Source organism: Rathayibacter sp. VKM Ac-2927, assembly GCF_022815525.1.
GTDB classification, from domain to species: domain Bacteria; phylum Actinomycetota; class Actinomycetes; order Actinomycetales; family Microbacteriaceae; genus Rathayibacter; species Rathayibacter festucae.
The window spans coordinates 1-12,663 of record NZ_JALGRT010000004.1 but is presented as its reverse complement, the minus strand read 5'-3'; the positions used below and the strand labels follow the sequence as shown (position 1 = coordinate 12,663).

Sequence of the window (12,663 nt, the reverse complement as noted above, 5' to 3'; positions counted from 1 at the left end):
CCCGCCACCGCGCTGCCGTACTCTGCTGCCATGCATCGAGGGGCGGCCGTGCGGTGGGGGCGCGTCTACTTCACCGTGCAGGCGCTCGGCGGGGCGGCCTGGTGGCTGGCGGTCGCGCTCGTCCCGGCGGTGCGGCTGGCGACGCTCGGGCCGCTGGATCCGGTGCCGGTCGCCGTGCTCGATCTGCCGCTCTTCGTCGGCGCCTCCGCCGTCGCGGCGCTCGGACTCCGCTGGGCGGCGTGGACCGCGACCGTCTGGACCCTGCTCGTCACCGTCGCGCTCGCCGTCGTCGCGACGGTCACCGGCGAGGCCGGCCGGGGCGTCCTCCTGATGCTCGCCGCGTCCGGCGGCTCGGTCGCGGCGCTCTGCCTGCTGACGCTCGGGCGCATCCCGACGCGCTGGCTCGCCTCCGGGCCGTTCGCCTTCCGGCTCGCCGCCCGCGGCCGGACGCCGCTCGCGCACCTCGCGGCGACGCTCGGGCAGATCGCGGTGTTCTGGGGCGGCGCGCTCGTCGTGATCCCGCTGGTCGTCGCGGCGCTGGAGTCGCGCTGGGGGCTCGCCGTCGCGTTCCCGGAGCCGCTGCGCGCGGTCGGCCTCGCGCTGCTCGTGCTCGCGAGCGCGCTCGGGCTGTGGTCGGGGGCGACGATGTCGCTGCTCGGCGACGGCACCCCGCTGCCTGTCGCGATGACGAACCGCCTCGTGATCGCCGGCCCCTACCGCTGGGTGCGCAACCCGATGGCGGTCGCGGGGATCGGCCAGGGCGTCGCGGTCGGGCTGCTGCTGTCCTCCTGGCTGGTCGTGGTCTACGCGCTGCTGGGCGCGTTGGTGTGGAATCTCGCGGTGCGCCCGCTCGAGGAGGCGGACCTCGAGGCGCGGTTCGGCGCCGAGTTCCGGCGCTACCGCGACGCCGTGCGGTGCTGGCTGCCGGGGCGTCCGGTGCCCGGCGCGCGGTGAGTGCCGCCCGCCTACGATGGTCCGGATGACGATCGACAGGGCGACCGCCACCTCCGAGCGCGGAACGACTCCGCCCGGAAGCGACCGCTCCGTCCTCGCCCGCCGCGCTGTCCTCCTCCGCCGGGTCGGCCTCGGCCTCGCGCTCGTCGCGGCCGCCGCGCTCCTCCGCGTCCTCTCGCCCGACGCCGCGGGCGACGTCCTCTCCGACGCCGTGCGCGACTTCCTCACCCTGGCGATCAGCGTCGTCATCGAGTCGCTGCCGTTCGTCTTCCTCGGCATCGTGCTCTCGATCGCCGTGCAGCTCTGGGTGCCGGAGGCGGTGCTGCTGAGGATCCTGCCGAAGCGCGCCCTGCCGCGCCGCCTGGTGATCTCGCTGCTCGGCGTGCTGCTGCCGGTCTGCGAGTGCGGCAACGTGCCGCTCGCGCGCGGGCTGATCGTGAAGGGGCTGTCCGTCTCGGAGTCGATGACCTTCCTGCTCGCGGCGCCGATCGTGAATCCGATCACCATCGTCACGACCTACCAGGCCTTCGGCTGGGCCGACGGGATCCTGGTCTGGCGCATCGTCGGCGGCTTCGTGATCGCGAACCTGGTCGGCTGGATCTTCAGCCGGCACACCGACCCGATGGCGCTGCTGACCCCGCGGTTCCGCGCGGCCTGCGAGGCGGGCGAGCGGCCCTCCCGCACCGTCCGCGCCAAGGCCCGCCGCAGCGTGCTGCTCTTCGCGGAGGAGACCGGCGCGATGCTGCCGGCGCTGTTCGTCGGCGCCGCGATCGCCGGCTTGATCCAGGTCGGCGTCTCGCGCGACGTGCTGACCACTCTCGGCGGCGACCCGCTCTGGTCGGTGCTCGCGCTGATGGTGCTCGCCTTCGTGATCTCGATCTGCTCCAACGTCGACGCGTTCTTCGTCCTCTCCTTCGGCTCGACGTTCCTGCCCGGCGGCATCATCGCCTTCCTCGTCTTCGGCCCGATGATCGACATCAAGATGCTCGCGCTGCTGCGCACCACCTTCTCCGCGCGCACCCTCGTGCAGATCACCGCGCTGGTCGGCCTCTGCGCCGCCGTCCTCGGCCTGGCGGTGAACCATGCGCTCTGAGCGCCTGCTCGCCCGCTGGAAGGGCGTCGTCCTCAGCCTGATCGGCGTCGTCTCGACGCTCTGGCTCGCGGCGACCGGCCGCCTCGGCCTCTACATCCATCCGCGCTACTTCGAGTTCTCGGTGATCCTCGCCACCGTCGCGGCGGTGCTGCTGATCTGCGCCTTCGCGATCGTGCCGGGGGCGGAGGAGGACGACGGGCATGCGGAGGACCACCTCCACGAGCACGCCCCGCGCCGCCGCTGGCGGGCCGGCCTCGCCGCGCTCGGGAGCCTCGCGGTGATCGCCTGCGCCGCCGTCGCGCTGCTCGTCGTGCCGCCCGCCGCGCTGACCGCCTCGACCGCGACCCAGCGCGAGGTCAACACCAGTGCGGTCGACGCCTCGGTCACCGCGCAGGCGCCCACCGGCGACACCGCGTCCTTCACCGTCCGCGACTGGGCGACGCTCCTGCGCCAGGGCGCGAGCGAGCAGTTCCTGGCCGGCCGCACCGCGACGGTCAGCGGCTTCGTCACCCCCGACGCGAGCGACCCGGAGAACGTCTTCTACGTCGCCCGCTTCATCGTCACCTGCTGCGCCGTCGACGCGCAGCCGGTCGGCGTGCCGATCCACCAGCCGGGCTGGGCCGACACGTACACCGAGGGCGAGTGGCTGGAGGTGACCGGCGGCTTCGGCGCGAACCCGAGCGTCACCAGCGCCGAGGCGGTCGTCCTCGAGCCCGACGTCGTGACGCCGATCGACGAGCCGGCGATGCCCTATGTCTACTGAGCGCGCGTTCTCCCGCGTCTTCTGGAGCGTCACCGCCGTCCTCGTCCTCGCCGTCGGCGGCCTCACCGCCGCCACGATCGCCAAGGGCCCGCGCGTCGCCTCGCTCGAGGTCAGCACCTCCGGCGTCGTCGAGCGCGACGGCGGCCGCGCCCGCGTGCACCTCGACCAGGCGATCGAGCCCGACGCCCTCGACCGGGTGCGCATCACTCCGGAGACCCCGCACACCGCCGAGCTCGAGGGCGGCGTGCTCACCGTCACCTTCGACGACACCCTCCGCTACGCCACCGAGTACGAGATCGCGATCGACGACGCGCAGGGCACCGCGACCGGCGCCGAGTCCGACCTCTCCGCCGCGTTCACCACCAAGGACCCCGACCTCTACACGCTCGACCGCACCGCGGACGATCCCGCCCAGCCCGACGCGATCCGCGTCCGCCCGCTCTCCGGCGGCGACACCCGCGTCCTCTACACGGCGGACCGGATCCAGGACTACGCCGTCGTCGGCCCCGTGCTCGTCGTCGTGACGCTCGAGCCCGACGACACGACCCTCATCCGCACGCTGACCCTGGACACCGGCTCCGAGGGCGTCATCCCGCTGCCCGGCCCCGGCGTCGTCCGCGAGCTGCACGCCTCGCCCGAGAAGGGCGTGCTCGGCTGGACCTTCACCGGCTCCGCGCCCACCGGCCCGCTCGACCGCGCGCTCTACGCCTACGACCTCACCGACCAGAAGGCGGAGGCCGTGCCGATCACCGGCATCGACGGCGGCCCGCTGCGCGCGACCGACTGGATGTTCGTGCCCGGCACCACCTCCGTCGTCACCCACTCGCTCGACGACACCGTGCTGCTCGTCGACCTGCTCACCCCCGGGACCATCAGCCCGCTCGGCCAGCACGCCGAGCTGCGCGGCTTCGTCCCCGGAGCGAACCGGCTGGTCGTCGCCGACCCCGACTCCGGCTCCGTGATCGACCTCGCCGACGGCTCCGTCGAGACGCTCGCCCTGCCGCCCGCCGACGTCGGCCCGACCACCTCGCCCGTGCAGCTGCTGCTCCTGGACTCCTCCAGCTACCTCGAGCTCGAGGCCGACTACTCGCCCGAGACCGGCACCGCCCAGTACTCCGTCGTCCGCGTCGACGCGAGCGGCACCACCGAGATCTTCCGCACCTCGCCGACCGGCCGCATCCGCGGCGTCTGCCTCTCGCCCAACGGCCAGTTCGCCGCCGTCGAGGCCGTCTCCGCCGAGGGCGTCCCCGACGACTACCCCGACGTCCCCGGCTTCAGCGCCACCTCCACCGTCCTCGTCGACCTCGGCACCGGCGACACCTCCCGCAGCGTGAACGGCGTCTCCCGCGACTGGTGCGCGTAGCCCCTGCAGGGCTGCCCTCTCTGCTGGCCGAGCAGCCCCGGAGGGGCGTATCGAGACCCACCGTCGTCAGCAGGCCGGGTCTGCAGACTCACGTCCCGGCACCGACGGATCTCGATACGCCCGCTCCGCGGGCTACTCGATCAGCATGAACCGACCCTGCACCGGCGGCCCTCCGCGCTGATCGAGCAGCTCCGCAGGGCGATGGGCGCAAGATACGGCAGCGCCGAATTCATGCTGGTCGAGTAGCCCCGAAGGGGCGTATCGAGACCCGCCCTCGTCAGCAGGTCGGGTCTGCAGACTCACGTCCTGGCACCGGCGGATCTCGATACGCCCGCTGCGCGGGCTACTCGATCAGCATGGAGCGCCCCGACAGCCGCGCGTCCTTCCACCGCAGGTCCTTCCAGCGCAGCGCCGGCCGCTCGACCAGCCACCACGAGGCCACCGCGAGCAGGAGCGTCACCGCCACGACGAGCGCCAGGTCCGCCGCCATCGGCAGCCGCCCCAGCACCTCCAGCACGAGCTGCTGCACCGGATAGCTCCACAGGTACAGCCCGTAGGAGAAGTCGCCGAACCGCGCCGCCCGCCGCAGCACCGGCAGCGATCCGGTGCCCACCACGATCACGAGCACCGGCAGCGCGACCCACAGCGCCACCTGCTGCAGCGGAGTCCCGGCCGCGAGGAGCAGCACCGCGAGCGCCACGACGCCGGCCGGCCAGCGCAGCCACGCGGCCGGCACCAGCAGCCGCACCGCCGCGGCCGCCGCGAAGAACGCGCACAGCTCCGCGGAGGACCCGAGCGCTCCGCCCAGCTCCGTCACCACCGCGAGCCCCACGAGCGCCAGCACCGCGAGCACCCCGCGAGCCCGCCCCCGCCCCGGCACCCACCGCAGCGCCAGCACCCCGAGGTAGCAGCAGAACTCCACCCCGAGCGTCCAGAGCGAGCCGTTCACCGCCGGCCGCGCGTGCACCGCCGAGTCGAAGACGCCCGGCAGCTCGTACTGCGCCAGCAGCGGCACGTTGAGCGCGTAGGCCCAGGTCTGCCCGGACGAGAAGTACGCCCCGGCCGGCAGCGACGTCACCAGCGGCCCGAGCACGAGCATGCTCAGCGCGACCACGACGATCAGCGCCGGGAAGATCCGCAGCACGCGGTGCCAGACGAACCGCCCCGCGCTCGGCGCGCGCTCCATGCTCCCCGCGATCAGGAACCCGCTGACGCAGAAGAACACCGAGACCCCGAGCGAGTGCACGGGCAGCCCGAGCAGCCGCGGCGCCGGCTCGCCCAGCAGCACCGCGCCGTGCCCGACGACGACCATCAGCGCGGCGACCAGCCGCAGGGCGTCGAAGTCGTTGCCGCGCGCAGTCACGCCCTCACCGTAGAGGGCGCGAGCGACACCGCGAGCATCAGTCGAAGCGCGTCCCCTCCGGCCGCGGCGGCAGCACGAACAGGATCAGCAGGAACACCGCGCCCGCGATGGGGATGAACAGCGCGAAGATCCACATCCCGCTGCGGTTCACGTCGTGCAGCCGCCGCCAGATCAGCGCGAGCGAGGGCACCAGCGTGCCGAGCGCGATCGCCCCGGCCAGCACGGCCACCCACGGCGTTGCGAAGTCCAGCTCGCCCGAGCGGAACGGCGTGAACGACAGCTGCAGCCCCGGCTCCGAGCCGTCGATCAGCTGCAGCGCGAGGTTCAGCAGGGTCCCCGCGAGGATGATCCACCAGTACTCCGCGCGGCTCGCCCTGCCGCGGAAGCGCGCGTACTGCGAGAAGAAGCGCCGGATCGCGGCGAGCGGAGGAGCACCGTAGTACGGCTGCCCGGGAACGGGGATCGTGCTCTGACTCATGCGCTTCACGCTATCCCACACTCGTCGGGCAGGTCGTCGTCCGCGGGGAGGAGACGCCTCGCCCTAGCGGACCGCCGCGGCCTGCTCCCGCCGCACCGCCGCCGACGAGCGCGCCTCCACGATCAGGCTCACCACGAGCCCGACCGCGATCATCACGATCGCCACCCACGGCAGCAGATCGAGTCCGCTCAGGTCGATGGTCAGCCCGCCGACGATCGCGCCGCCGCCGATGCCGATGTTGAACGCGGTCGTCTGCAGCGCCGCGGCGAGGCTGCGCAGCTGGAACGAGGAGGTGCGCAGCATCCGCGTCTGCAGCATCGCCGGGATGCCGCCGAACGCGATGTTCCAGATGATCGCCGCGACGACGATCGCGACCGTGGCCTGCGAGCCGGCGGCCAGGCCGAGCGCGACCAGCGCGAGCACCACGGCGATCGCCGCGACCACGAAGCCGGAGCGCGGGAAGCGGTCGGTCGCGAAGCCGGCGAGCACGAGGCCCACCGCGCCCGCGCCGCCGAACGCGAAGAGGAGGAGGGGGACGCTGTCGGGGGAGAACGACGCGTTCTCGAGCCACGGCGTGACGTAGGTCGAGAGCGTGTTCTGGCCGATCAGCACCAGCAGGATGACCACGCACACGCCGATGATGCGCGGCAGGCTGCGGTCCTTGCGGGCGGGCAGCCGGATCTCGCCGGTGCGCAGCGGGATGCTGTGATCGACCGCCGGCAGGAACTTCACGACGAGCAGCGCCAGCAGCAACACGATCGCGCCGAGGATCGCGAACGTCGGACGCCAGCCGAACGCGTGGCCGAGCGCGGTGCCCACCGGCACGCCGAGGACGAAGGCCGCCGAGCCGCCGCCGGCCGTGATCGCGGTCGCCCGGCCGAGGTGCTCCGGAGCGACGAGGTGCGCCGAGTAGGCGGCGACGATCGCCCAGAACAGTCCGTGCGCGAGTCCGCCGAGGATGCGCGCGCCGACCAGCAGCGCGAACGTCGGCGCGAGCGCGGCCAGCACGTTCGCGACCGCGATCGTGCACAGCGCGACGAGGAGCAGGCTCTTCCGCGAGAACCGCTGCGTCACCAGCGTCAGCGGCGTCGTCGCGATGACGACGGTCGCCGCGAAGATCGTCACCAGCTGACCGGTCAGCGGGATGCTCACGCCGAGGTCCCGTGACATGTCCGGGATGAGGCCGGTCGGCAGGAACTCGCTGGTCACCGACACGAAGACGGCGCCGGCGAGCGTGAGCAGGCCGATCCAGGGGAAGGTTGCGGGGGAGGTCGTGCGGGTGCTGGAGCTGGTGCGCGGAGGGGTGTTCACGGTGTCCTGAGGGAGGAGGGGCGGGCGGCGACCATCAAGCCTCGCACGCCCGCGCCTCCCTCAGGTGTCCGGGGGATTACTTCGCGTCGGTGCTCACTTCGCGGCGCCTCACTTCACGACCGTCTTGGCCGCGCTGGTCTTGCTCAGCGTCGTGTAGCCCGCCTTCGTGCCGGTGACCGTCACCGTGATCGCCTTGCCCGCGTCCGCCGACACCGTCTTGTAGGTCGCCGACGTCGCGCCCGAGATCGCCGTTCCGCCGCGCTTCCACTGGTAGCTCAGCGTGACGGGGGCGGGGCTCCAGGTCCCGGGCACCGCGGTGAGGGTCTGGCCGACCTTCGCCGTCCCGGTGATCGTCGGGGTCGCGCCGGTCAGCACGCCGCCGGTGACGAGCGCGGTGGTGGCGCTGGTCTTGGTGGCGGGGGAGTAGCCGGTCTTCGTGGAGGTGACGGAGACGGTGATCGTGGCGCCGGCGTCGGAGGCCTTGAGCACGTAGGTCTTCGCGGTGGCGCCGGAGATGTAGGTGCCCCCGTTCTTCTTCCACTGGTAGGTCAGCGTCGTGCCCGCGTCCCAGGTCCCGGAGTTGGCGGTGAGGGTCGAGCCGACCTTCGTCGTGCCGGTGATCGTCGGCGTCGGCATCAGCGTCTGCAGCGCGGCCTTCGCGGTGACCGCGGCGCTGGTCTTCGTGACGGCGGTGTAGCCGGACTTGGTGCCGGTGACGGCGACGGTGATCGCCGCGCCGGCGTCGGCCGCGACGAGCGTGTAGGTGCTCGCGGTGGCTCCGCTGATCGCGGTGCCGTTGCGCTGCCACTGGTAGGCGAGCGTGACGGGCGAGGGCGTCCACGTGCCGGGGACCGCGGTCAGCTTCTGCCCGACGGTCGCGGTGCCGGTGATGGTCGGCGTGGCTCCCGTGATGACCGCGCCGTTGGTGACGGCGGCGGTCGTCGCGCTGGTCTTGGTGGCGGGCGAGTACCCGGTCTTGGTGCCGGTGACGCTCACGGTCAGCGTCGCTCCGGCATCACTCGCCTTGAGGACGTACGTCTTCGCGGTGGCACCGGAGATGTAGGTGCCGCCGTTCTTCTTCCACTGGTAGCTCAGCGTCACGCCCGAGTCCCAGGTGCCCGGATTCGCGGTGAGCGTCGACCCGACGGTGGTGCTGCCGGTGATCGTCGGCGTCGGCATCAGCGTCTGCAGCGGCAGCCCGACCTGGGTGGCCGAGCTCGTGCGGGTCGCGGTCGTGTAGCCGTACTTCGTGCCGGTGACGCTGACGGTCAGCGCGGTGCCGGAGTCGGCGGAGGTGACGACGTAGCTGCTCCCCGTCGCGCCCGCGATCGCGGTGCCGTTGCGTTTCCACTGGTACGCCAGGTTGACGGGCTCGGGGCCCCAGTTGCCGGGGTTCGCGGTGAGCGTCCCGCCGATCGCAGCGGACCCGGTCACGGTCGGCACCGAGTTCGTGAGCGAGCCTTCGGTGACGGGTACCGGAGCGCTGACCCGCGCGGACGGGGCGTACCCGGCCTTCGTGCCGGTGACGCGGACGCTGACCTCACCGTTGTAGAGCTCGTTGTCGCGCACGACGAACTGCGGTTCGGTCGCCCCGTTGATGGGAGAGGTCCCGCTCAGCCACTGGTAGCTGAGCTCGACGGGCTGGGGTCCCCAGGTGCCGGGGACCGCGGTGAGAGTGTCGCCGACCGCGCCGGACCCGGTCACCGTCGGAGCTGCCGACGTCAGTGTCCCGACCTTGGTGAGCTGGAGCGTGATGGGGCCCGAATTGAACTCGAAGCCGGACACCTGGATGAAGTAGGTCTTGCCGGCCTGGGCGACGAAGTGCGTGTTCGCGCGGTCCCGCGAGAAGCTGTAGCCCTCCGGCTCCACCGACTGGCCCACCGGGCACTCGAGGAGCTGTCCGGGAGTCGTGCCGTCGGAGGAGTAGACCCCGACGTTCGCCTCGATGGCGCTGCTGCCGACGTCGGCGCGGACGGACGCCGTGCTGGTCGGCGTGTACTTGTACCAAAGCGACCCCATGAACGCGTTGTAGTCGCAGCCGGAGTAGGGCTGGTACCAGTTGAAGTCGACCTTCGCGTTCGTGGTGGTGATGGTGGCGGGCAGAGCGGTGACGGCCGTCGCAGTGGAGTAGGTCGTGTTCGGGATCGCGGCGCTCGAGGTGACGGTGAGGCTCGCCGTGCCCGAGGGAGCATCGCCGTCCCACGACTCGCGCGCGCTGACCTGGAAGTAGTAGGTCACCCCGGCCTGAGCCTGCAGGTAGTTCGTGCGGCGGTAGTCGGTCTCGCTGCAGCTGAGGCGGGTGGCCGGCGTGACGGGTCCGTCGACGTAGGCGCTGACGAGGCTGTACTGCCCGGTGATCGCGGCCGAGAAGCTCAGCGTCTGGCGCTTGTCGGAGGTGTACTTGTACCAGATCGAGTCGTAGCCGTCGGTCGGGTACTCGGAGTTGTCCGGATCGGTCGTGCGGCAGTTCGCTTCCTCGCCCGGCTCGAGAGTCGCGCCGTCGTAGGGGGCCCCCGAGGACGAGTAGGGCAGCGACGGGATGTTCGTCGCGTTCGCCCGGTCGTCGTTGACCGGAGGAGCTGCTGCGGCGCCGGTCTGGCGAGCGGACGAGCTCGGAGGAGTCGCGACGACAGGCCCCTCCGTGTGCCACGTCCCCGCGATGGTCGTCTGCGGCTGCTCCTCCGCCGATGCTGCGGCTGCCGGCGCGACCAGCAGTCCGAGGCCCACGGCGAGGGCGGTCAAGGGCGCCAGGAGGCGCGAACGGGCAGGCTGAGGTGAGGGCATGGGGACTCCAAGACGAGCGGCGATTCGGGTGATGGTGCTGCGCCTGCTGGTCGTCCATGGATCTGCGGTCCTGCGAAGGCAGCTCAGTGTGATGAGATTCACAGGGTCCGCAAATGACCCACTTCGGGGGGTCCGTTTTGTCCTCTTCTCGAGGACGGTCGCCGCTGTTTCCGCGCCGTTACTGGGGTGTGCCCCCCGACCAACCCCCGGTTCCGCGGTGAACCGGATGGCCTCTCGGAGGAATCAGAGCGGAACTACTCGCCCTGATCTCGCCCCGCGTCCTTGCCCCGGGGACACGGAGCTGCGCACAGCGGGAGGATCCGACAGCGAAGAGACATCAGGTCTCCGTCGCCCCCGCCCGCGAGCGATCGCTTCTCGTCCTGGGCGGCGCGACGATGAGCCGGATCGCCCCGTGGTCCGCGCTACTGCAGCGGGTACGCGCGCCCGTTCACCAGCAGCGTGTCGCCCGCGGCGCTGTCCGGGCCGAGGTGGTCCTCGAGCGACGCGGCGGCCGTGTCGGCGGCGGCGCCCTGGGCGGCCACTCCGGTCGAGAGCAGCAGGCCGCAGGCCAGCGCGGTGATCACGGTGGTGCGGTTGCTCGGCATGCGGTTCATCGGCGTCGTCCTTGGCGTCGTGGGGGTCGCCGCCCCGGGGTGTGGGAGCGGTTTCAGAACGCACCGAGCCTACGGCTCCGACCCGATGCGCCGCCTGGCACCTTTCTGGGGTTCCCCTGTGCGCCTCGGCGGAGGCGCGCCCGATCGCGGTGGGCCTCGTACGCCCCGCTGGCTACTCGACCAGCAAGCGCGAGCCCGTGCCGAACCGCCCGAAGTGGTCTGCGCGAGCTGCATGCTGATCGAGTAGCCCGCATCGCGGGCGTATCGAGATCCACCACCGTGAGAACGGCGGCGGTGTGTCGACGAAATGCGGTCGCGGCCGCAGGTCCGGCGGCCGCCCCGGCAGCGGGGGCGGCCGGTTGCTGACGCGCCGCCCGGTCGGCGTCGTCCACACGATCGTTCCGTCGTCACCTTTCGTGTAGGTCCATCGGTCGCCGTGCCGGAGGTGATGATGCGCCGTGCAGAGCGAGACGAGGTTCTCGAGGGAGGTCTCGCCGCCGTTGCGCCACTCGAGGGTGTGGTCGGCCTCGCTGCGTGCGGCGGTGCGCAAGCAGCCGGCGAAGCGGCAGGTCTGATCCCGCAGCTGCAGGTGCAGCCGCATCCGTGACGGCGGGACGCGCTGGGTCCGGCCGACGGAGACGACGGCACCGGTGTCCCGTTCGGTGAGCACCCGGGTGAACGACGCCGCCGTCCGGATCAGCTCCCGCGCGACGTCGGCAGGGACGGGGCCGTAGCCGTCCAACTCAGCGGGCTCGTCATCGAGATCCACGGCCGTGGACGCCGCGAGCGTGAGCCGCACCTCCGCCCGGACACCGGGAACGAACGTCGGGTCGGGGCGGTCCTCGGCGTCGGGAGTGGTGCCGATGATGTCGCCGTCGCAGAGGAGATCCACGGCGACGTCCGCGCGAAGCTGCGAGAGCGTGCGCTCATCTCCCGCATCGCGCAGAGAACGGGCCATCCGGTCGGCGCGGTCGTAAGCCCCCATCACCGCAGGGGCTGGCCCGTACACGCACAGCGTCGCCATTCCGTCCACGTCCGGCGTGACCCACACGGCCCGGTCCGTCCGGGCGCGGGCGTGCCGCGCCGCGAGGGACTCCTGGTGCAGCTCCTCCCGCCAGCGGCGCAGGGCTCGGCGCAGCTGCGTGAGCGTCATCGACGGCGCCGCTTCCGCGACGCGCTCATCGAGAGTGGCGCGGGACCCCTCGGGGAGGCTGCTGGCGGTCGAGCAGATCGCCTCCCCTTCCTCCCAGTGCAGGCGCGCCTGCGCGAGCAGGGCGCGCATGAGTGGCAGGTGCTCGAAGAGCAGCTGCGCGTTCTCGAGACGCCGGGCGATCACCTGCTCCGACAAGCCCTCCGCGACGGCGAGCTCCGCGCGGATGGAGCGCTCGACGAGGTCGCGGGTCTCGCTGGGGGTCGCGCCGCGGGCGAAGGCGTCGGGATGGGCGAGTGCAGTGCGATGGAAGTCGTAGAGGTATCGGGCCTCGGCGAGACGCGGCTGGGCTGCGGCGCGGGCGTTCGCGGCGGCACGGTCGCTGAGCACGCGCAGGTGCGCGAGCACTGCCTCTGTCGATCCGAAATCCGTCATACGAGTATTGAATCAAGGACTACCGACACGCGGGCCGGCTCAAGGGCGCAAAGGGACGATCGGGGGCCGAACTGGGGCTGTGGAGGAGGCACTGCGCCGACGGGGAAGGTCTCGATACGCCCCTGCGGGGCTACTCGACCCGCATGAAGCGGAGGACCCTCGGCCTGGCGATGGCGGGTCTCGATACGCCCTGCGGGCTACTCGACCAGCATGATCACCACCCCCCCCACACCTGCGCAGCGGCACCGCGTCCCCTGCTGATCGAGTAGCCCGCGCAACGGGCGTATCGGTGATTGCCTTGGTGTGTCGCGGGGTTCTGACTCGTCTGCGTATCTGACGCCTGGCAGGGCTGTCT

10 protein-coding genes are annotated in these 12,663 nt (G+C 72.2%); 4 read left to right on the top strand and 6 right to left on the bottom strand.

Annotation, left to right across the window (positions count from 1 at the left end; all coding sequences use genetic code 11):
* Positions 1-30: 30 nt before the first annotated feature.
* From MT353_RS12755 to MT353_RS12740, 4 genes are read left to right on the top strand one after another with little or no spacing between them, the layout of a single operon-like run.
* Positions 31-954 (top strand): isoprenylcysteine carboxylmethyltransferase family protein, encoded by a 924-nt coding sequence (locus MT353_RS12755; RefSeq protein WP_243599694.1) that lies wholly within the window; start codon positions 31-33, stop codon positions 952-954.
* 25 nt (positions 955-979) lie between these two features.
* Complete coding sequence (locus tag MT353_RS12750; RefSeq protein ID WP_243624715.1) at positions 980-2,047, top strand: permease; 1,068 nt, start codon at positions 980-982, stop codon at positions 2,045-2,047.
* Positions 2,037-2,810, top strand: coding sequence for a TIGR03943 family protein (locus MT353_RS12745; RefSeq protein WP_243624714.1), 774 nt, complete (start codon positions 2,037-2,039; stop codon positions 2,808-2,810). Before MT353_RS12750 ends, MT353_RS12745 begins: the two co-directional genes overlap by 11 nt.
* Complete coding sequence (locus MT353_RS12740) at positions 2,800-4,173, top strand: hypothetical protein (protein ID WP_243624713.1); 1,374 nt, start codon at positions 2,800-2,802, stop codon at positions 4,171-4,173. The genes MT353_RS12745 and MT353_RS12740 overlap by 11 nt, the downstream gene beginning before the upstream one ends.
* A 343-nt stretch (positions 4,174-4,516) precedes the next feature.
* Here MT353_RS12740 and MT353_RS12735 read toward each other — a convergent pair whose 3' ends face one another.
* From MT353_RS12735 to MT353_RS12710, 6 genes are all read right to left on the bottom strand, one after another.
* A complete protein-coding gene (locus MT353_RS12735; protein ID WP_243624712.1) occupies positions 4,517-5,536 on the bottom strand; it encodes an acyltransferase in 1,020 nt (339 codons plus the stop codon).
* Positions 5,537-5,573: 37 nt separating this feature from the next.
* The gene (locus MT353_RS12730) at positions 5,574-6,014 is read right to left on the bottom strand and encodes a DUF805 domain-containing protein (RefSeq protein ID WP_243624711.1); all 441 of its coding nucleotides are present in this window, start codon (positions 6,012-6,014) and stop codon (positions 5,574-5,576) included.
* A gap of 63 nt (positions 6,015-6,077) precedes the next feature.
* Complete coding sequence (locus MT353_RS12725) at positions 6,078-7,325, bottom strand: MFS transporter (protein WP_243624710.1); 1,248 nt, start codon at positions 7,323-7,325, stop codon at positions 6,078-6,080.
* Positions 7,326-7,433: 108 nt separating this feature from the next.
* Positions 7,434-10,067 (bottom strand): hypothetical protein, encoded by a 2,634-nt coding sequence (locus MT353_RS12720; protein WP_243624709.1) that lies wholly within the window; start codon positions 10,065-10,067, stop codon positions 7,434-7,436.
* Between the two features lie 464 nt (positions 10,068-10,531).
* Positions 10,532-10,723, bottom strand: coding sequence for a hypothetical protein (locus MT353_RS12715; protein WP_123444478.1), 192 nt, complete (start codon positions 10,721-10,723; stop codon positions 10,532-10,534).
* A gap of 172 nt (positions 10,724-10,895) precedes the next feature.
* Positions 10,896-12,005 (bottom strand): HNH endonuclease signature motif containing protein, encoded by a 1,110-nt coding sequence (locus MT353_RS12710; RefSeq protein WP_243624708.1) that lies wholly within the window; start codon positions 12,003-12,005, stop codon positions 10,896-10,898.
* Positions 12,006-12,663: the final 658 nt, after the last annotated feature.

Bases quoted from the DNA above. Each gene is read 5' to 3' on its own strand.
- MT353_RS12755 (WP_243599694.1), top strand. From the start codon at position 31: ATGCATCGAGGGGCGGCCGTGCGGTGGGGGCGCGTCTACTTCACCGTG.
- MT353_RS12750 (WP_243624715.1), top strand. From the start codon at position 980: ATGACGATCGACAGGGCGACCGCCACCTCCGAGCGCGGAACGACTCCG.
- MT353_RS12745 (WP_243624714.1), top strand. From the start codon at position 2,037: ATGCGCTCTGAGCGCCTGCTCGCCCGCTGGAAGGGCGTCGTCCTCAGC.
- MT353_RS12740 (WP_243624713.1), top strand. From the start codon at position 2,800: ATGTCTACTGAGCGCGCGTTCTCCCGCGTCTTCTGGAGCGTCACCGCC.
- MT353_RS12730 (WP_243624711.1), bottom strand. From the start codon at position 6,014: ATGAGTCAGAGCACGATCCCCGTTCCCGGGCAGCCGTACTACGGTGCT.
- MT353_RS12715 (WP_123444478.1), bottom strand. From the start codon at position 10,723: ATGAACCGCATGCCGAGCAACCGCACCACCGTGATCACCGCGCTGGCC.
- MT353_RS12710 (WP_243624708.1), bottom strand. From the start codon at position 12,005: ATGCGCGCCCTGCTCGCGCAGGCGCGCCTGCACTGGGAGGAAGGGGAG.